The following is a 20,138-nucleotide window of genomic DNA, read 5'->3' on the forward strand; positions in this document are numbered from 1 at the left end:
GGGTCATGACGGCGCCGTACCGCTGGACGGTGCGGTTGCGCCCGGCCGCCGACGCCTCCCGCCGGCTGCTGGTCTTCCCGCACGCGGGCGCCGGGACCGCGACCTACCTGCGCCTGCTCGACGCCCTCCCCGACGACGTCGAGCTGCTCGGGGTCACCCTGCCGGGCCGCGAGCACCGGGCCGCCGAGGCGCCCGGCGCCACGCTGGCCGAGGTGGTGGCCGGGGTGACCGCCGAGCTGCGCCGCCGGGAGGACCTCCCCACCGCCTACTACGGGCACAGCATGGGGGCGTTGCTGGCCGCCGGGACGGCCCACGCCGATGCCGCGCTCTGCCGGGCCCTGGTCGTCACCGCCGGGCTGCCCGGCGCCGACGCCCTCGACCTGCCCGTCGACCTGGACAGCCCCGAGGGGCTGGAGCTGATGTTCGCCCGGCACCGGGTGGAGCCGAGCACGCTCGACCGCGCGCACTGCCGCACCCCGGACGAGCATCTGCTCGCCCACGACCTGCTGCTGGCCCGGGAGGCCCTGCTCGCCGTCGCCCGGGTGCGGCTGGACTGCCCCGTCACGGCCCTGGCCGGCCGGGACGACCAGCTCGCGCCGGCCGCGGCCGTGCCCGGCTGGGAGCGGTACACCACCGGCCCGTTCCGGCACGCCACCGTGAAGGGCTCCCACTTCTTCCCGTTCCTGCGCTCCAGCGGACGCGTGGTGCTGGCGGAGCTCGCCGAGGCACTCGATCTCCTCCCCGCGGCCGCGGGTCGCGCGACCACCCTGACAGGAGCAAGCCGATGACCACCCCGGCCGCGGAGCCCTTCCGCGGGGCCTTCACGCCCGTCACGGAGGAGGTCACCGCCTTCGACCTGTCCGTCACCGGCACCCTGCCGCCGGAGCTGACGGGGCGGTACGTCCGCAACGGCCCGAACCCGCTGGTCCCGGACGACCCGCGCAACCACCTGTTCCTCGGCGAGGGCATGGTGCACGGGGTGCGGCTGCGCGACGGCCGCGCGGAGTGGTACCGCAACCGCTGGGTCCGCTCCGCCGGAGTCTCGAAGGTGCTCGGCGAGCGACGCCGGCGCGGTGCGGCCGTCGCCCGCGCCGACATCTCGCCCAACACGCACGTCATCGGGCACGCCGGACGGACCTTCGCCTTGATCGAGTCGGGTTTCCGGCCCTACGAGCTGACGGAGGAGCTCGACACTCTCGGGCCCTGCGACTTCCAGGGCTCGCTGCCGGCCGGGTTCACCGCCCACCCCAAGCTGGACCCGGTCACCGGGGAGCTGCACGCGGTGGCGCACGCCACCCGGTTCGCCTTCGTGCAGCATCTGGTCGTCTCCCCGGACGGACTGGTCAAGAGGATCGTCAACATCCCCGCCCCGCACCGCCCGGTGATGCACGACTTCGGGCTCACCGAGCGGTACGTGGTCCTCTACGACCTGCCGGTGGTCAACAGCCTGGCGGCGGCAGCCGCGCGCGAGCAGTCGGTCTACAGCTGGGAGGAGGGCCGGTCGGCCCGTGTCGGGCTGCTGCCGCGGGGCGGCACCGAGGTGCGCTGGTTCGAGATCGAGCCCTGCTGGGTCTTCCACACGCTGAACGCCTACGACGACGGCGACCGCGTGGTGATCGACGTGGTGCGCTACCCGCGCATGTTCGGCGACCTCCGGTTGGACGGGAACTCCCTTCCCACGCTGGACCGGTGGGTGGTGGACACGGTCAGCGGGAAGGTCACCGAGACCCGGATCGACGATCGGCCGCAGGAGTTCCCGAACGTCAACCCGGCGCTGGTCGGCGCTCCGCACCGCTACGGCTACGCGGCGACCGTCCCGGACATGCACGACTACTTCGGCCCCTACGCCGGCCCGGCCGGCCATGGTGCGGCCGACCTGGAGCGCGGTCCGGTCGCCGGGCACGCGCTGATCAAGCACGACTTCGCCCACGGAACGGCGCAGGTGCGGGAGTTCGGAGCCGGCCACTACACCGGTGAGCCGGTGTTCGTGCCGTCGGCCGCGGCCGACGGCGAGGACGACGGCTGGCTGCTGGCCTACGTCCACGACCCGGTGCGCGGGGCCTCCGACCTCGTGGTGCTCTCCGCCCAGGACGTGACCGGCGAGCCGGTGGCCACGGTGCACCTGCCGGTCCGGGTCCCGCTCGGCTTCCACGGCAGCTGGATCCCCGACCCGAGCTGACACGCCCCGATCCGCAGCGATCCGCCCTGCGCCGCCCCGTTCCGCCCCGTCCCGCACCGACCCGAGAGCAGGAGCCGCGTTGTCCGACCTGACCGCACTCGTCGCCCGGCTGCGCGCCGCCTTCGCGGCCGGCCGCACCCGGCCGTCCTCCTGGCGCCGTGCGCAGCTCACCGCGCTCCGGACACTGCTGGACACGCACCGCGACGACCTCGCCGAGGCCCTCCGGCTGGACCTGGGGCGCAGTCGGCCCGAGGCCCTCGCCGTCGAGGCCGACTTCGTGATCCGCGAGATCGACCTGCTGCTCGACCTCCTGGACGACTGGACCGCGCCGCGCCCGGTACCGGTGTCCGGCTGCCCGGCCGGCTCCACGGCCGCCGTCCACGCCACGCCGCTCGGCGTGGTCCTGGTGGTCGCGCCCTGGAACTACCCGGTGCAGCTGGCGCTGCTGCCGCTGGCCGGGGCCCTGGCCGCGGGCAACGCGGCGGTGGTCAAGCCGAGCGAACTCGCCCCCGAGTCCTCGCGGTTGCTGGCCCGGCTGCTGCCCCGGTACCTCGATCCCGAGGCCGTCGCCGTGGTCGAGGGCGGACCGGAGGCGGCGGCGGGTCTGCTCGCCCAGCGCTTCGACCACGTCTTCTACACCGGGGGCCCCGGCGTCGGCCGGATCGTGATGCGCGCCGCCGCCGAGCACCTGACCCCGGTGACTTTGGAACTCGGCGGCAAGTCACCGGTGTTCGTCGACCGCGACGTCCCGCTCGCGCACACCGCGCGGCGCCTGGTGCGCGCGAAGTTCGCCAACGCCGGGCAGGCCTGCGTCGCCCCCGACTATGTGCTGACCGACCCGGTGACGGCCCGCGCGCTGGAGCCGGAGCTCGTCCGCGCCCTCCACCGTCTGTACGGACCCGACCCGGCGACCGCGCCGGGATACGGACGGATCGTCAACACGCGCCACTTCGACCGCCTGGTCGGGCTGCTCGGCAGCGGCCGCACGGTCGTCGGGGGCGTCCACGACCGGGCGACCCGCTATCTCGCGCCCACCGTCCTGGCCGAGGTGCCGCCGGACGCCCCGGTGATGCGCGAGGAGGTCTTCGGTCCGGTGCTGCCCGTCACCGAGGTGGCGGGGCTCGACGAGGCGGTCGCCTTCATCGACGCACGCGAGCGCCCGCTCGCCGTCTACGCCTTCACCGGCAACGAGGAGACCCGGCGCCGACTGGTGGCCGGGACCACCTCCGGCGCCGTCGTGTTCGGACAGCCCTCCGTGCAGGTGATGGCGCCCGAGCTGCCCTTCGGCGGGGTCGGCGCCAGCGGGATCGGCGCCTACCGCGGTCGGCACTCGCTCGCCGTGTTCAGCCACCTCAAGCCCGTGCTCGACGTGCCACTGCGTTCCGGCCCCCCGCGTTGAGGGGCGGTCGCCGGGAGGCGCGTCCCGTCCGTTTCCGACCGGAGAGGCCACCATGACCGCCACCCTGCCGAAACCGCCGACCGGCACGGCCCGCCGCACCGTCCTCGACGGGGCCGGTGTGCCGCTCTCCGCGCTGCTGGCGCTGCCGGGGGACGGGCCGCCGCGCGCCACGGTCGTCGCGTTGCACGGCGGCGGGATGAGCGCGGGCTACTTCGACGGCCCGGCCCATCCGGACGTCTCCCTGCTGGGGCTCGGCGCGCGGCTCGGTTTCGCCGTCCTCGCTGTCGACCGCCCCGGCTACGGGGGTTCGGCGGGGACGCTGCCGTGGGGTCACAGCCTGGCGGAGCAGTCACGGATCCTGCGCGCCGCGCTGGACGGGTTCGCCGAGGACCAGGGCGCCGACCTCGGCGGCGGGATCCTCCTGCTCGGCCACTCCTACGGCGGGATGCTCGCCCTGACCGCCGCCGCCGACGGGGCCGGCGGCGGACACCTGATCGGGGTGGACGTCTCCGGCTGCGGACGGGAACTGGCCGGCGACCCGGGCCGTGCGGAGAACCCGCGCAGCCGGACCACCCGGCACTGGGGACCGCCGCGCTGCTATCCGCCCGACACCTTCCGCAGCAGCGGGAGGCTGGTCGCCCCGGTCCCGGAGCGCGAGCAGGGCGACGCCGCGGCCTGGGCCGACGCGTTCGCCGACATCGCCGCGCGGATCAGCACGCCGGTCCGGTTGACCTTCGCCGCGCACGAGGGCTGGTGGCGTCACGACGACGAGGCGCTGGCGGACCTCACCGCGCGGTTCACCGCCGCTCCCCGGGTGGTCGTCGACCGGCAGCCCGGCTCCGGTCACAACATCAGCCTCAGCTGGGCGGCCCGCGCCTACCACCTGCGGGCCCTGGCCTTCGCCGAGGACTGCCTGCGGGTCGCCGACCACGGCCCGCGTCCCGCGCCGCTCCCGGCGCGTCCTCCCGTATCCGCCGCACCGGCACTGCCGGCCCAACCTTCAGGAAGAGGCACCACATGACCACCGTCGTACCCGCCGACACCGGCGCGGCCGGCCGGCTGGCCGAGCTCGAGCGCCTCAAGGAGCTGGCCCACCAGGGGCCGAACCCCGAGGCGACCGAACGCCAGCACGCCAAGGGCAAGCTGACCGCCCGTGAGCGCATCGAACTGCTCCTCGACAAGGGCACGTTCGGCGAGGTCGAGCCGCTGCGCCGGCACCGCGCCAGCGGCTTCGGGCTGGAGCGCAACCGCCCCTACACCGACGGCGTCGTCACCGGCTGGGGCAAGGTCGACGGCCGGACGGTCTTCGTCTACGCGCACGACTTCCGGATCTTCGGCGGCGCGCTGGGCGAGGCCCACGCGCAGAAGATCCACAAGATCATGGACATGGCCCTGGCCGCCGGAGCGCCGCTGGTGTCGCTCAACGACGGCGCGGGCGCCCGGATCCAGGAGGGCGTCTCGGCGCTCGCCGGCTACGGCGGCATCTTCCAGCGCAACACCCGGGCCTCCGGCGTGATCCCGCAGATCTCGGTGATGCTCGGCCCGTGCGCCGGCGGCGCGGCCTACTCGCCGGCGCTGACGGACTTCGTGTTCATGGTCCGCGACACCTCGCAGATGTTCATCACCGGCCCGGACGTGGTCAAGGCCGTCACCGGCGAGGAGATCTCACAGAACGGCCTCGGCGGCGCCGACGTGCACTCGTCGGTCTCCGGCGTCTCCCACTTCGTCTACGACGACGAGGAGTCCTGCCTCGCCGACGTCCGCTACCTGCTGTCGCTGCTGCCCTCCAACAACCGCGACCTGCCGCCGGTGGCGCACAGCGGCGACCCGGTCGACCGCACCACCGAGCGGCTGCTGGAGATCGTCCCCGCGGACGGCAACCGCGCCTACGACGTGCGCAAGGTCATCGAGGAGGTCGTCGACGACGGCGAGTTCATGGAGGTCCACGCCGAGTGGGCCACCAACCTCGTCTGCGCCTTCGCCCGCCTGGACGGGCACGTCGTCGGCTTCGTCGCGAACCAGCCGGCGGCCTTCGCCGGCGTGCTGGACATCAAGGCCAGCGAGAAGGGCGCGCGCTTCGTCCAGTTCTGCGACGCCTTCAACATCCCGCTGATCACCCTGGTGGACGTGCCCGGGTTCCTGCCCGGCGTCGACCAGGAGCACGACGGCATCATCCGCCGCGGCGCGAAGCTCCTCTACGCCTACTGCAACGCGACCGTCCCGCGGATCTCGCTGGTGCTCCGCAAGGCCTACGGCGGCGCGTACATCGTCATGGACTCCCGCTCCATCGGCGCCGACCTGGCCCTCGCCTGGCCGATGAACGAGATCGCGGTCATGGGCGCCGAAGGCGCCGCCAACGTCATCTTCCGCCGCGAGATCGCCGCCGCCGACAACCCGGACGCGAAGCGCGCCGAGATGGTGCAGCAGTACAAGGACGAGCTGATGCACCCCTACTACGCGGCCGAGCGCGGCCTCGTCGACGACGTCGTCGACCCGCGCGAGACGCGCTCGGTGCTGTGCCGGGCGATCTCGATGCTCACCGACAAGCACGCCGAGCTGCCCCGTCGCAAGCACGGCAACCCGCCGCAGTGACCCGCCCCCAAGCTCCCTGCAAGGAGAGGTACATGGATGCTCCCGTGATCGTCGTCGGCGCCGGGCCGGCCGGACTGGTGCTGGCCGCGGAGCTGCGGCTCGCCGGCGTCGACGTCATCGTCCTGGAGAAGCTCGCCCAGCGCACCGGGGAGTCCCGGGGCCTGGGCTTCACCATCCGCACCATGGAGATCTTCGACCAGCGCGGTCTGCTGCCGCGCTTCGGCGACATGGTCACCAGCAACGCCGGCCACTTCGGCGGCCTGCCGATGGACTTCGGCGTCCTCGACAGCGTCCACCAGGCCGCCAAGTCCGTTCCGCAGTCCACCACCGAGGCCATCCTCGAACAGTGGGCGCTGGAGCTCGGCGCGGACCTGCGCCGCGGCACCGAGCTGCTGTCGCTGTGCGACACCGGCGACGGCGTCGAGGTCGAGGTGCGCGACGCCGAGGGGGACCGGCAGACCCTCACCGCCCGCTGGCTCGTCGGCTGCGACGGCGGCCGCAGCAAGGTCCGCAAGGCCGCCGGGTTCGACTTCCCCGGCACCGCCGCCACCATGGAGATGTACCTGGCCGACATCCGCGGCGTGGAGCTGGAGCCCCGGATGATCGGCCAGACGGTCGCCGGCGGCATGGTCATGGTCGGCCCGCTGGGCGACGGCGTGAACCGGATCATCGTCTGCGAGCGCGGCACCCCGCCGCAGCGCCGCGACGCCCCGCCGCCGTACCAGGAGGTCGCCGCCGCCTGGGAGCGCCTGACCGGCATCGACATCTCCCACGCCGAGCCGGTCTGGGTCAGCGCCTTCGGCGACGCCACCCGGCAGGTGACCGAGTACCGGCGCGGCCGGGTGCTGCTGGCCGGCGACGCGGCCCACATCCACCTGCCCGCCGGCGGGCAGGGCATGAACACCAGCATCCAGGACGCCGTCAACCTCGGCTGGAAGCTCGCCGCCGTGGTGCGCGGCGCCGCGCCGGAGGCGCTGCTCGACAGCTACCACGAGGAGCGGTTCCCGGTCGGGCAGCGGCTGCTGATGAACACCCGGGCCCAGGGCCTGCTGTTCCTCAGCGGCGACGAGATCCAGCCGCTGCGCGACGTGGTCGGCGAGCTGCTCGGCTACGAGGAGGTCGCCAAGCACCTGGCCGGCATGGTGAGCGGCCTGGAGATCCGCTACGACGTCGGCGGCGGCGCCAACCCGCTGCTGGGGCGCCGGATGCCGCACCTGGAACTGGTCGGCGAGGACGTCAAGACCAGCAGCGCCAAGCTGCTGCGCTCCGGCCGGGGCTTCCTGCTCGACCTGGAGGACAACGCCCACCTGCGCGGCCGCGCGGCCGGCTGGTCGGACCGCGTCGACGTGGTCACGGCCGTCCCCCACGGGGTCGGGGCGAACAGCGCGCTCGCCGGGGTCTCGGCCGTCCTGGTGCGCCCGGACGGGCACGTCGCCTGGGCGGCGCCCGGCAGCCACCACGACCTTCCGATGGCGCTCGGACGGTGGTTCGGGCCGTCCCGCAACCCCCTGGACTGACAACCCACCGCACTGACACGGAGACAGACATGCACAGCACGCTCATCGTGGCCCGGATGGAGCCCGGTTCGGCCGACGACGTGTCCCGCCTCTTCGGGGCGTTCGACGACACGGAGATGCCGCACCGGATGGGCACCATCCGCCGCCAGCTCTTCGCCTACCGCGGCCTCTACTTCCACCTCCAGGACTTCGCCGCGCAGGACGGCGGCGAGCGCATCGAGCAGGCCAAGACCGACCCGCGCTTCGTCGGCATCAGCCAGGACCTCAAGCCCTTCATCGAGGCGTACGACCCGGCGACCTGGCGCTCCCCGTCCGACGCCATGGCGCAGCGCTTCTACCACTGGTCCGCCCGCGGCTGACCGGCCGCCGACCGCCCATCACTTTTACGACGAGAGGAAATCCCATGTCCGCTTCAGAGTTCACGATCGACGACCTCAAGCGCATCCTCCGGGAGGGGGCCGGCGCCGACGAGGCCACCAACCTCGAAGGCGACATCCTGGACGCCGACTTCGAGACCCTCGGCTACGAGTCCCTCGCGCTGCTGGAGACCATCGGCCGCATCGAGCGCGAGTACGACATCAGCCTCGACGACGAGGTGCTGGCCAACGCCGCCACCCCGCGCGAGCTGATCGCCGAGGTCTTCCGCCACCTGGAGCTGGTGCAGGTCGGCTGACCGCCGCCCCGCACGCCGGCCCCCCCGCACCGGACCCCCCCACAGCGTCCGCGCCCTCACCGTCCGCCCCCACAACGGACGCCGCCGTCCGGCCCCCCACACCGGACGCACCAGACCACCCTTCCCGCCGCCGCCGGCCGATCTCCCCCATCGGCCGGCGGCGGCACATCCGGCCGACTCGGCCTCCAGGAGATCCCTATGACGCACCAGAACCCGCGCACCGCCGTCGTCACCGGCGGCACCAGCGGCATCGGCCTCGCCGTGACCCGTCTGCTGGCCGGCGCCGGCCACCGTGTCTTCCTCTGCGCCCGGGACGCCGAGGGCGTCGCGCAGACCGTCAAGGAGCTGCGCGAGGAGGGCCTCGACGTCGACGGCGCGCCCTGCGACGTGCGCTCCACCGAGGACGTCAAGCGCTTCGTCCAGCAGGCCGTCGAGCGCTTCGGCACCGTCGACGTCCTGGTCAACAACGCCGGCCGCAGCGGCGGCGGCCCGACCGCGGGCATCGACGACGAGCTGTGGCTCGACGTCGTCGACACCAACCTCAACAGCGTCTTCCGGATGACCCGCGAGGTGCTGAACGCCGGCGGGATGTCCGCCAAGGCCAGCGGACGCATCATCAACATCGCCTCGACGGCGGGCAAGCAGGGCGTCGTGCTGGGCGCGCCCTACTCGGCCTCCAAGCACGGCGTCGTCGGCTTCACCAAGGCGCTCGGCAACGAGCTCGCGCCGACCGGGATCACCGTCAACGCGGTCTGCCCCGGCTATGTCGAGACCCCGATGGCCCAGCGCGTGCGCAACGGCTACGCGGCCGCCTTCGACACCACCGAGGAGCAGATCCTGCAGAAGTTCCAGGCCAAGATCCCGCTCGGCCGCTACTCCACCCCCGAGGAGGTGGCCGGCCTGGTCGGCTACCTGGCCTCCGACACCGCCGCGTCCATCACCTCCCAGGCGCTCAACGTCTGCGGTGGCCTCGGCAACTTCTGACACCCCGTCCCCCAACCTGACAAGGAGACACCGATGACCGTGCGCGAAGTCGAGCACGAGATCACCGTCGCGGCACCGGCCGAGCGGGTGTACCAGCTGATCGCCGAGGTCGAGAACTGGCCGCTGATCTTCCCGCCGACCGTCCACGTCGACCACGTGGAGCGCGGCGAGCGCGAGGAGCGGATCCGGATCTGGGCCACCGCCAACGGCGAGGCCAAGAACTGGACCTCGCGCCGCACGCTCGACCCCGAGGGGCTGCGGATCACCTTCCGCCAGGAGGTGCCCGCCGCTCCGGTCGCCGCGATGGGCGGCGCCTGGGTGCTGGAGCCGTCCGGCCCGCAGGCCTGCCGGGTGCGGCTGCTGCACGACTACCGGGCCGTCGACGACGACGCGGAGAAGCTGGCGTGGATCGACGAGGCTGTCGACCGCAACAGCCGCTCGGAGCTGGCCGCGCTGAAGGCGAACGTGGAACGCGTCACCGCCGAGGACGAGCTGCGCTTCTCCTTCGCCGACAGCGTCACCGTGGCGGGCTCCGCCAAGGACGTCTACGACTTCCTCAACGAGGCGCACCTGTGGAAGGAGCGGCTCCCGCACGTCGCCGAGGTCCGGCTGACCGAGACCTCGCCCGGGCTCCAGGTGCTGCGCATGGACACCCTCACCAAGGACGGCTCCTCGCACACCACGGAGTCGATCCGGGTCTGCTTCCCGCACCACCGGATCGCCTACAAGCAGACCACGCTGCCGGCGCTGATGACCCTGCACACCGGCCTGTGGACGCTCGAGGAGGGCGCCGACGGCACCACCGTCGCGACCTCGCACCACACCGTGGTGGTCAACATCGCCAACATCGGCGCCGTCCTCGGCCAGGACGCCGGGGTCCCCGAGGCGCGCACCTTCCTGCGCAACGCCCTCGGCGGCAACAGCCTGGCGACCCTGGGGCTGGCCAAGGAGTACGCGGAAGCGCGGCGTTGAGCCGTGGCCGGGACATCTGAGGCGACGATCGACGTCCTGGTCGTCGGCGCCGGACCGGCCGGGCTGATGCTGGCCGGCGAACTGCGCCGGGGCGGGGCCCGGGTCACCGTGCTGGAGACGCTGGCCGAGCCCACGAGCGAGTCGCGGGCCTCGGTGCTCCACGCCCGGACCATGGAGATCCTGCACGAGCGCGGGCTGCTCGACCCGCTCGGGCCGCCGCCGAGCGCGGGGCCCGGGCACTTCGGCGGGGTCCGGCTGGACCTCGCCGAGGCCGGCGACAGCGCCTTCGCCGGTCTGTGGAAAGCGCCGCAGGCGCGGATCGAGGCGGTGCTGGGGGAGTGGGCGGCGGGCCTCGGCGCGACCGTGCTGCGCGAACGCACCGTCACCGCCGTGCGGGCGGACGCCGACGGGGTCCGCGTCACGGCCGAAGGCCCGGACGGCACCGAGAGGCTGTACCGGGCCGGATACCTGGCCGGCTGCGACGGCGGGCGGAGCGCGGTGCGCTCCCTGGCGGGCTTCGACTTCCCCGGCGAGGCCGCCGGCCGCGAGCTGTTCCGTGCGGACGTGGCCGGCCTCGCCGTCCCGGACCGGCGCTTCGAGCGCCACCCGAACGGCGTGGCCATCGCCCGCCGCGGCCCGGACGGGATCACCCGGATCATGATGCACGCCTACGGCACGGCCCCGCGGCCGCGCACCGGGCCGCCCTCCTTCGCCGAGGTGTGCGAGGTGTGGGCCCGGATCACCGGGGAGGACGTCAGCGGCGGCCGACCGGTCTGGCTGGACGCCTTCGACGACGCCCACCGCCTGGTGTCCGGCTACCGCAACGGCCGGGTCCTGCTGGCCGGTGACGCCGCGCACGTCCAACTGCCGGTCGGCGGGCAGGCGATGAACCTCGCCCTGCAGGAGGCCGCGGCGCTGGGCGGACGCCTCGCCGCCGTGGCGACGGGCCGGGCCCCCGAGACGCTGCTCGACGACTACCACGCCGAGTGCCACCCGGCCGCGGCCCGGGTGCTGTCCAACATCCGGGCGCAGACCCGACTGCTGTTCGGCACACCGGATCTGGACCCGCTGCGGCAGCTGCTGCGCGAGCTGATGGAGCTGCCGGCGACCCGGCGCCACCTGGCCGCCATGGTCAGCGGCCTCGACCGGCCCGCGCTTCGCGACACCGCCGCGGCGACCGGCGACGGCAACCGCCACGACGGAGACGACGCCGGCGCCGACCGGCCCGACCCGACCGAAACCACCCACCGATGGAGGAACACCACCATGGGCAAGCTCACCGGAAAGACCGCCCTCGTCACCGGGTCAAGCCGCGGCATCGGCCGGGCGACCGCAGTCCGTCTGGCCCGCGAGGGCGCCCTGGTCGCGGTGCACTGCTCGAACAACCTGGCCGCGGCCGAGGAGACCGTCGCCGCGATCGAGAAGGAGGGCGGCCGAGCCTTCGTCGTCCAGGCCGAACTCGGCGTGGCCGGTGACGTCCACGCGCTCTTCGTCGGTCTGGAGCAGGGGCTGAAGGAGCGCACCGGCGCCACCACCCTGGACATCCTGGTCAACAACGCCGGGGTGATGGGCGGGGTGACCCCCGAGGAGACCACGCCCGCCAAGTTCGACGAGCTCTTCGCGGTCAACGCCAAGGCGCCGTTCTTCATCGTGCAGCGCGCCCTGGACCTGATCCCGGACGGCGGCCGCATCATCAACATCTCCTCCGGGCTGACCCGGGTCGCCAACCCCATGGAGATCGCCTACGCGATGACCAAGGGCGCGATCGACCAGCTCACGCTGCACTTCGCCAAGCACCTCGGGCCGCGACGGATCACCGTGAACAGCGTCGGCCCCGGCATCACCGACAACGGCTCGCCGATCTTCGACAACGCCGAGGCGGTCGCCCAGATGGCCTCCTTCTCGGTCTTCAACCGGGTCGGCGACGCCTCCGACGTCGCCGATGTCATCGCCTTCCTCGCCGGCCCCGACGGACGCTGGGTCACCGGCTCCTACGTCGACGCCAGCGGCGGAACCCTGCTCGGCGGCTGAGCCCGCGATGTCGACGACCACCCGGCCCGCCACCGGCCTACGGGACACCGCCGTGCCCGCGCGGTGGCGGCCCCGCGACCGCGCGCTGCTGCTCGTCCTCGCGGGCAACATGCTCATCGACGCGCTCGAGGTCTCCGTCGTCCTGGTCGCCCTGCCGGCGGTCCGGTCCGCGCTCGGACTGTCCGTGGGGGGAGCCCAGGCGACGGTGAGCGGCTTCGCGCTCGGCTTCGCGGCCCTGCTGCTGCTCGGGCCGCGGATCACCACGCGCTTCGGGCGGCGCCGCGTCTATCTGGCCTCGCTGCCCGTCTTCGTGCTCGCCTCCGTCGTCGGCGGACTGGCCGCCGACGGCCCGGTGCTGATCGCCTCGCGCGTCGTCACCGGAGCGTGCGCCGCGCTCACCGCGCCCACCGGGCTCGCCATCGTCTCCACCGCCTTCCCCGAGGGCGAGGAACGGCGCCGCGCCGTCTCGGTCTACTCGATGTTCGGGGCGGCCGGCTTCACCGTCGGACTGCTCGCGGCCGGGGCGATCGGCGGTCCCGGCTGGCGCTGGGACCTCGTGCTGCCGGCCCTGGTGGCGGTGCCGCTGTTCCTGGTCGGCCTGCGGATCCTGCCGGCTGACGACGCGTCGGTGCGGCAGGGGGCGCGTCCGGGGACGGCGCTGCTGCGGCACCGGCCGCTGCTGCGGTCCGCGCTCGGCGCGGCCACCCTCAACGGCGGCTACCTGGGCCTGCTCCTGCTGCTCACCCTGCGTCTGGCCGCGGACGGCTGGGGCACCTGGCGGACGGCTCTCGCCTTCCTGCCGGCCTGTCTGCCGCTCGCGTTGTCGCTGCCCTTCGCCGGACGGCTGGTCGCCCGCTTCGGCGCGCCGCGGCTCGTCGCCGCGGGCGCGGTGGCGGCCGCCTGCGGCCAGGCGCTGTGCCTGCGGCCGGGGGCGCTGGACGACTACGCCACCGGTGTCTTGCCCGCACTGCTGCTGATCGGCGCGGCGTTCGTGCTGTCCTTCGCCGCGCTGAACTTCCAGGCCATGGCTGCCATCCCGGTCGAGCTGCGCGGCGCGGCCGCCCCGCTCTACCAGGCGGGCGTCCAGCTCGGCGCGGCGCTCGTGCTGCCGACGGTGGCCGGGCTGCTCGCCACCTCCGGCGGCGACGCCGCCGCCCGCGTCCTGCTGACCTCCGTCGCGGTCGCCGGCGCCGTCACCGCCCTGACCGGACTGCGCCCATCGAGGAGAGAGAGCACGTGAAGATCCTGTTCGTGGCCGCGGGAAGCCCCGCGACCGTGTTCGCCCTGGCCCCGCTGGCCACGGCCGCCCGCAACGCCGGCCATCAGGTGGTCATGGCGGCCAACGACGACATGATGCCGGTGGTCGCGTCGACGGGCCTGCCCGGCGTGCCCACCACCGACCTGCCCATCAAGCACTTCATCACCACCGGCCGCGACGGCCTCCCGGTCGCGATCCCCACCGACCCGGTCGAGGAGGCGCGCTTCACCGGCGGCTGGTTCGCCCGCATGGCGCTGGCCGGTCTGCCCAACCTGACGGCCCTGGCCGAGCGGTGGCGTCCGGACGTGGTCGTCGGCGGCACCCTCAGCTACGTCGCCGGGCTCCTTGCGGCCCGTCTCGGCGTCCCGTACGTCCGCCAGACCTGGGACGCCGTCGACGCCGACGAGATCCACCGGGGCGCCGCGGCCGAACTCGCCCCCGACCTCGCCGAGCTGGGCCTGGACCGGTTCCCCGAGCCGGACCTGCTGATCGACATCTGCCCGCCGAGCCTGCGTCCCGCCGACGCCGCGCCGGCCCTGCCGATGCGCTTCGTCCCGGTCACCCGGCACAGCGGCCCGCTGGAGCCGTGGATGTACACGCGCGGGGCCCGGCCGCGGATCTGCGTCACCTCGGGCAGCCGGGTCGCCAAGGAGAGCTACGACCGCAACTTCGCCTTCCTGCGCACCCTCGCCCGCGACCTGGCGGAGTGGGACACCGAGCTGGTCGTCGCCGCCCCGGAGGCGGTCGCCGACGCCCTGCGCCCGGAGCTGCCCGGCGCGCACCTGGGCTGGATGCCGCTGGACGTCGTCGCGCCGACCTGCGACCTGATGGTGCACCACGGCGGCGGCGTGTCGACGCTCACCGGTCTCGCCGCCGGCGTGCCGCAGCTGCTGATCCCGAAGGGCGCGGTGCTGCGGGTTCCCGCGCAGCGGGTGGCCGACCAGGGCGCGGCCGTCGCGCTCCAGCCGGGCGAGGACACGCCCGAGGCGGTCGCCGCGGCCTGCCGCGCACTGCTCGACGAGCCGTCCTACCGGCTGCGGGCCGGCGAACTGGCCGCCGAGATCGCCGCCATGCCCGACCCCGCGCAGCTCGTCCCCGCCCTCGAGAAGCTCCCGCACGCCTGACCGCCCCACCCGTGACCGCCTCCGAGCGGGCACCTCCCGGAACCGAAAGGACCTCCCCATGAAGGCACTGGTGCTGGCAGGAGGCTCGGGCACACGCCTGCGTCCGTTCAGCTACTCGATGCCCAAGCAGCTCATCCCGGTGGCCAACACCCCGGTACTCGTCCACGTCCTGCGCAACATCAGGGATCTGGGCGTCACCGAGATCGGCGTCGTCGTCAACGACCGCGTCGCCGACATCGAGGCGGTCGTCGGCGACGGCTCCCGCTTCGGCTCCCGCGTCACCTACCTGCGGCAGGACGCCCCGCGCGGCCTGGCCCACACGGTGGCCGTCGCCCGGGACTTCCTCGGCGACGACGACTTCGTGATGTACCTGGGCGACATCATGCTGCCCGACGGCATCGGCGCGGCGGCGGCGGAGTTCACCGCCCGCCGCCCCGCCGCCCAGGTGCTGGTCCACAAGGTCGCCGACCCGCGCGCCTTCGGGGTGGTCGAACTCGGCCCGGACGGCGAGGTGCTGGGCCTGGTCGAGAAGCCGCAGGAGCCGCGGAGCGACCTCGCCCTGTGCGGGGTGTACTTCTTCACCGCGGCCGTGCACGAGGCGGTGGCCGCGATCCGGCCCGGGCCGCGCGGCGAGCTGGAGATCACCGACGCGGTCCAGTGGCTGCTGTCCTCCGGCGCCGACGTCCGCGCCCACACCTACGACGGCTACTGGAAGGACACCGGCCGGGTCGAGGACGTGCTGGAGTGCAACCGCCACCTGCTGGACGCGGAGCGCCGCTCGATCGCGGGCCAGGTGGACGCGGCCAGCGAGCTGGTCGGCGAGGTCGTCGTGGAGCCGGGCGCGCGGATCATCCGCTCCAAGATCACCGGACCGGCCGTCATCGGCGCCGACGCGGTGGTCGTCGACAGCCGGCTCGGCCCCTACACCTCGGTGGGCCGCGACTGCGTGGTGACCGGCACCAGGCTCCAGGACTCCATCGTCCTGGACGGCGCCTCGCTGACGGGCGTGCCGGACCTGCGCCACTCGCTGATCGGCCGCTCGGCCTCGGTCGGCACGGTCGCCGAGGGCGGCGAGCACGTCCGGCTGGTCGTCGGCGACCACACCCGGGTGGAGGTGGCGGCGTGAAGCGGATCCTGGTCACCGGCGCGGCCGGGTTCATCGGCTCGCACTTCGTCCGCAGGCTGCTGGCGGACGCCTACCCGGGCTGGGCGGGTGCCCGGGTCACGGCGCTCGACAAGCTCACCTACGCGGGCAACCGCGACAACCTGCCGGCCGCCCATCCGCGCCTGGAGTTCGTCCACGGCGACATCGGCGACCCGGCCCTGATGCGGGAGCTGCTGCCCGGCCACGACGCCGTGGTGCACTTCGCCGCCGAGTCCCACGTGGACCGCTCGCTGGAGGGCGCGACGGAGTTCTTCCGCACCAACGTGCTGGGCACCCAGGTGCTCTACGACGCGGCCGTCGCCGCCGGGATCGGCCGGGTCGTGCACGTCTCCACCGACGAGGTGTACGGCTCGATCGCGGAGGGCTCCTGGACGGAGGACCTGCCGCTGCTGCCCAACTCGCCGTACGCCGCCTCCAAGGCGGCGTCCGACCTGGTCGCCCGCGCCTACTGGCGCAGCCACGGCCTGGACCTGTCGATCACCCGCTGCTCCAACAACTACGGGCCCCACCAGCACCCGGAGAAGATGATCCCGCTCTTCGTCACCAACCTGCTGGAGGGCCGCCAGGTCCCGCTGTACGGCGACGGCCGCAACGTCCGCGAGTGGCTGCACGTCGACGACCACTGCCGGGGCATCGCGCTGGTCCTCGACGGCGGCCGGGCGGGGGAGATCTACAACATCGGCGGCGGCAACGAGCGCAGCAACCTGGAGCTCACCCACCTGCTGCTCGAACTCCTCGGCGCCGGAACGGAGATGATCCGACCCGTGGCCGACCGCAAGGCGCACGACCTGCGCTACTCGGTCGACGAGACGAAGATCCGCGAAGAGCTGGGCTACGCCCCGCTGGTCGCCTTCGAGCAGGGGCTCGCCGACACCGTCACCTGGTACCGCGACCACCCCGACTGGTGGAAGCCGGTCAAGCACGCGACCGACTGACCGTCCGAACGCCCCTCCGCACCGGAACAGGACCTGCCGCATGCACATCATCGGGAACGGCTTCCTCGCACGGAACCTCCGGCCGATCGCCGACCGCCATCCGGACACCGTCGTCCTCGCCGCCGGGGTCTCCTGGGCCAGCGGCACCAGCGCGGACGACTTCGCCCGCGAGCGCGACCTGCTCGCCGGGACCGCCCGGCAGTGCGCCGCCGACGGCCGACGGCTGGTGTTCTTCTCCACCTCCTCGGCGGGCTTCTACGGTCCGCTCGACCGCCCGGCCCGGGAGGACGTCCAGGTCACCCCGGTCACCCCGTACGGCGCCCACAAGCTGGCCCAGGAGGAGCTGCTCCGGGCCAGCGGCGCCGACCACCTGATCCTGCGGCTGAGCCACCTGGTGGGCCCGGCGCAGCCGGACCACCAACTGCTGCCCAGCCTGGTCCGCCAGCTGCGGGAGGAGGACACGGTGCGGGTGCACCGGGGGGCGACCCGGGACCTGATCGGCGTGGCGGACGTGGTCCACGCGATCGACGGACTGCTCGGCCTCGGCCTGCGCGGCGTCACCGTCAACGTGGCCTCCGGCATCTCGTCCCCGGTCGGCGAGATCGTCGACCACCTGCGCTACCGCCTCGGCAGCAGCGCGCGGACCGAGTACGTCGACGTCGGCCACGTCCACCCGCACACCATCTCCGTCGAGAAGCTGCACGCGCTGCTGCCCGCCTGCGCCGTTCTCGGCTTCGGCGGCGGCTACCACCGACGGCTCCTCGACGCCTACGTCGCCCGGCCGCAGCTCGTGACGGCCTGACGCGCCGCCCCCCGGACCCGAGAAGAGACTCCCATGCCGATCCTCACCGCAACGCCCTCCCCGCCCGACTCCCCGCCCGTCTCCCGAGCCGTCGCGCTCCGGACGCGGGAGGACCCCCTGCCGCACCGGCTGGCGGCCTCCGCGGCGGCCCTGGACGGCGCCCACCTGCCCACCGGCGACTTCGCCGACTGGCTGGCCGAGCGCGGTCGCGCGCACGCCTTCCGGGTCGACCGGATCCCCTTCCCGGCCCTGGACGGCTGGTCGTTCGACGAGGGCACCGGCAACCTCGGGCACCGCTCCGGCCGGTTCTTCACCGTCGAGGGGCTGCACGTCACCGAGCAGGGCGAGCCGTACGGCGACGGCCCGGCCGCCGAGTGGTACCAACCCACCATCCGGCAGCCCGAAGTCGGCATCCTCGGCATCCTGGCCAAGGAGTTCGACGGCGTGCTGCACTTCCTGATGCAGGCCAAGATGGAGCCGGGCAACCCCAACCTGCTCCAGCTGTCGCCGACGGTGCAGGCCACCCGCAGCAACTACACCGCCGCCCACGGCGGCGGCCGGGTGCGCTACATCGAGCACTTCACCGGGCCCGGCCGGGGCCGGCCGCTGGTCGACAGCCTCCAGTCCGAGCACGGCGCGTGGTTCTTCCGGAAGTCCAACCGCAACATGGTGGTCGAGGTCACCGGCGACGTCCCGGAGCACCCCGACTTCGTCTGGCTGACCCTGGGTCAGCTCAACCGGCTGCTGCACCGCGACAACATCGTCAACATGGACTCGCGGACCGTGCTGGCCTGCCTGCCGACGCCGGTGCGCGGCGAGTCCGACCCGTCCGCCGACTCCGCGCTGCTGGGCGACACCGAGCTGCTCTCCTGGATCACCGGCGAGCGCTGCCGGCACCACGTGCGCGCCGAGACCGTCCCCCTGGCCGGGCTGCCCGGATGGACCCGCGGCGAGGACGCCGTCAGCCGCGACGACGGCCGGTACTTCCAGGTGGTCGCCGTCGCCGTCCGGGCCGACAACCGCGAGGTGTCCGGCTGGACGCAGCCGCTGATCGAGCCGGTGGGTCTCGCTCTCGCCGCCTTCCTGGTACGGGAGTTCGAGGGCGTCCCGCACGTGCTGGTGCACGCGCGCGCCGAGGGCGGCTTCCTCGACACCATCGAGCTGGCGCCCACCGTCCAGTGCACCCCGGGGAACTACGCCCACCTGCCCGCCGAGCAGCGCCCGCTGTTCATGGACACCGTGCTCGCGGCCGAGCGGCAGCGCATCCGGTACGAGGCCGTGCACGCCGAGGAGGGCGGTCGCTTCCTCGACGCGGAGAGCCGCTACCTGCTCGTCGACGCCGACGAGGGCGACGCCCCCGCCGACCCGCCGCCCGGCTACGCCTGGGTCACCCCCGCGCAGCTCTCCGCGCTGGTGCGGCACGGCCACTACCTCAACGTGCAGGCGCGCACCCTGCTGGCCTGCCTCAACGCCCGTCCGCAGGCCGGGCGATGACGGATCCGGCGACCGGTTCCCCGGCCGCTCCGGTGCGGATCGGGGTGCTCGGCTGCGCGGACATCGCGGTGCGCCGGATGCTGCCGGCCTTCGCCGCCCACCCGGGTCTCCGGCTCGCCGCCGTCGCCAGCCGCGACCCGGACAAGGCCCGCCGCGTCGCCGAGCGGTTCGGCGGCACGCCCGTGCACGGCTACGCCGAGCTGCTGGCCCGCCCCGACGTCGACGCCGTCTACGTCCCGCTCCCGGTCGCGCTGCATCTGCCGTGGACCGAGGCGGCGCTCGACGCGGGCAAGCACGTCCTGGTGGAGAAGCCCGCAGCGCCCGACGCGGAGGCCGCCGAACGCCTCCGCGCCCGCGCCGAGGCGGCCCGCCTCGCCCTGGTCGAGAACGTCATGTTCGTCCACCATCCGCAGCACGCGGCGGTCCGGCGGCTGGTCGCCGACGGCGCGATCGGCGAACTGCGGTGCCTGCACGCGGCGTTCACCATCCCCGCGCCGCCGCCGGGCGACATCAGGTACGCGCCGGGGCTCGGCGGCGGCGCCCTGGCCGACATCGGCCTCTACCCCGTCCGGGCCGCCCTCCACCTGCTCGGCCCGGAGCTGGAGACCGTCGGCGCCCATCTCCGCACCGCCCCCGGTCGCGACGTCGAGACCTCCGGGGCCGCGCTGCTGCGCGGAGCCGGAGGCGTCACCGCCCACCTGGAGTTCGGGATGGAGCACGCCTACCGGTGCGAGTACCGGCTCTGGGGCAGCGAGGGCGGCATCACGGTCGGCCGGGCCTTCACCCCGCCCGCCGACCACGTCCCCGAAGTCCTGCTGCACCGGGACGGCTCCGTCGAGCGGATCCCGCTCGCGCCGTTCGACCAGGTCGCGGCCGCCGTGGAGGCCTTCGTCGAGGCCGTCCGCACGCAGGCCGCGCCAGGACGGGACCTGGTCCGCCAGGCGGCCCTGCTGGACTCCGTCCGCCGGGCCGCTGCCGCCGGTCCGGGCTGACTGGACGGCGTCCGCAGCGGG

The 20,138-nt window shown here is 74.0% G+C and carries 18 protein-coding genes; all 18 read left to right on the plus strand.

The window, feature by feature from the left end:
* Nucleotides 1–788 (plus strand): thioesterase II family protein (locus tag TR50_RS29865; RefSeq protein WP_052441490.1); only part of this gene is annotated, 788 nt, incomplete at its 5' end.
* Nucleotides 785–2,179, plus strand: a complete 1,395-nt coding sequence (locus TR50_RS29870) for a carotenoid oxygenase family protein (protein ID WP_042429149.1) — start codon at nt 785–787, stop codon at nt 2,177–2,179. The genes TR50_RS29865 and TR50_RS29870, both read left to right, overlap by 4 nt.
* 79 nt (nt 2,180–2,258) lie before the next feature.
* A complete protein-coding gene (locus TR50_RS29875) occupies nt 2,259–3,578 on the plus strand; it encodes an aldehyde dehydrogenase family protein (RefSeq protein ID WP_042429153.1) in 1,320 nt (439 codons plus the stop codon).
* A 52-nt stretch (nt 3,579–3,630) separates the two neighbouring features.
* Nucleotides 3,631–4,599 carry an alpha/beta hydrolase family protein gene (locus TR50_RS29880; RefSeq protein ID WP_042429157.1) on the plus strand — a complete coding sequence of 323 codons (969 nt, stop codon included), beginning with the start codon at nt 3,631–3,633 and terminating at the stop codon, nt 4,597–4,599.
* Complete coding sequence (locus TR50_RS29885) at nt 4,596–6,170, plus strand: acyl-CoA carboxylase subunit beta (RefSeq protein WP_042429160.1); 1,575 nt, start codon at nt 4,596–4,598, stop codon at nt 6,168–6,170. The genes TR50_RS29880 and TR50_RS29885 overlap by 4 nt, the downstream gene beginning before the upstream one ends.
* A gap of 32 nt (nt 6,171–6,202) precedes the next feature.
* The gene (locus tag TR50_RS29890; RefSeq protein WP_042429163.1) at nt 6,203–7,687 is read left to right on the plus strand and encodes an FAD-dependent monooxygenase; all 1,485 of its coding nucleotides are present in this window, start codon (nt 6,203–6,205) and stop codon (nt 7,685–7,687) included.
* Between the two features lie 29 nt (nt 7,688–7,716).
* The gene (locus tag TR50_RS29895) at nt 7,717–8,046 is read left to right on the plus strand and encodes a TcmI family type II polyketide cyclase (RefSeq protein WP_042429166.1); all 330 of its coding nucleotides are present in this window, start codon (nt 7,717–7,719) and stop codon (nt 8,044–8,046) included.
* A 44-nt stretch (nt 8,047–8,090) separates the two neighbouring features.
* Entirely contained in the window at nt 8,091–8,360 is a 270-nt protein-coding gene (locus tag TR50_RS29900; RefSeq protein ID WP_042429169.1) for an acyl carrier protein, read from the plus strand.
* A 198-nt stretch (nt 8,361–8,558) separates the two neighbouring features.
* Nucleotides 8,559–9,344 carry a 3-oxoacyl-ACP reductase FabG gene (gene fabG, locus TR50_RS29905; protein WP_042429172.1) on the plus strand — a complete coding sequence of 262 codons (786 nt, stop codon included), beginning with the start codon at nt 8,559–8,561 and terminating at the stop codon, nt 9,342–9,344.
* Nucleotides 9,345–9,377: 33 nt separating this feature from the next.
* The gene (locus TR50_RS29910) at nt 9,378–10,316 is read left to right on the plus strand and encodes an aromatase/cyclase (RefSeq protein WP_042429175.1); all 939 of its coding nucleotides are present in this window, start codon (nt 9,378–9,380) and stop codon (nt 10,314–10,316) included.
* A 66-nt stretch (nt 10,317–10,382) separates the two neighbouring features.
* Nucleotides 10,383–12,347, plus strand: coding sequence for an SDR family oxidoreductase (locus tag TR50_RS29915; RefSeq protein WP_236654642.1), 1,965 nt, complete (start codon nt 10,383–10,385; stop codon nt 12,345–12,347).
* Nucleotides 12,348–12,354: 7 nt separating this feature from the next.
* On the plus strand, nt 12,355–13,587 hold the full coding sequence (locus TR50_RS29920; protein ID WP_052441493.1) for an MFS transporter: 1,233 nt from the start codon (nt 12,355–12,357) through the stop codon (nt 13,585–13,587).
* Nucleotides 13,584–14,729, plus strand: a complete 1,146-nt coding sequence (locus TR50_RS29925; protein WP_042429181.1) for a nucleotide disphospho-sugar-binding domain-containing protein — start codon at nt 13,584–13,586, stop codon at nt 14,727–14,729. The genes TR50_RS29920 and TR50_RS29925 overlap by 4 nt, the downstream gene beginning before the upstream one ends.
* A gap of 58 nt (nt 14,730–14,787) precedes the next feature.
* Nucleotides 14,788–15,855, plus strand: coding sequence for a glucose-1-phosphate thymidylyltransferase (locus TR50_RS29930; RefSeq protein ID WP_042429184.1), 1,068 nt, complete (start codon nt 14,788–14,790; stop codon nt 15,853–15,855).
* Nucleotides 15,852–16,829: a dTDP-glucose 4,6-dehydratase gene (gene rfbB, locus TR50_RS29935; protein ID WP_042429186.1), complete on the plus strand. Its 978-nt coding sequence runs from the start codon at nt 15,852–15,854 to the stop codon at nt 16,827–16,829. The genes TR50_RS29930 and rfbB overlap by 4 nt, the downstream gene beginning before the upstream one ends.
* 40 nt (nt 16,830–16,869) lie before the next feature.
* A complete protein-coding gene (locus TR50_RS29940) occupies nt 16,870–17,631 on the plus strand; it encodes an NAD-dependent epimerase/dehydratase family protein (RefSeq protein ID WP_042429188.1) in 762 nt (253 codons plus the stop codon).
* 33 nt (nt 17,632–17,664) lie between these two features.
* Nucleotides 17,665–19,125, plus strand: a complete 1,461-nt coding sequence (locus TR50_RS29945; RefSeq protein ID WP_042429190.1) for an NDP-hexose 2,3-dehydratase family protein — start codon at nt 17,665–17,667, stop codon at nt 19,123–19,125.
* A complete protein-coding gene (locus TR50_RS29950) occupies nt 19,122–20,117 on the plus strand; it encodes a Gfo/Idh/MocA family protein (RefSeq protein WP_042429193.1) in 996 nt (331 codons plus the stop codon). Before TR50_RS29945 ends, TR50_RS29950 begins: the two co-directional genes overlap by 4 nt.
* Nucleotides 20,118–20,138: the final 21 nt, after the last annotated feature.

Origin of the sequence: Streptacidiphilus anmyonensis (assembly GCF_000787855.1) — a bacterium.
In the GTDB taxonomy this organism is placed as follows: Bacteria; Actinomycetota; Actinomycetes; order Streptomycetales; family Streptomycetaceae; genus Streptacidiphilus; species Streptacidiphilus anmyonensis.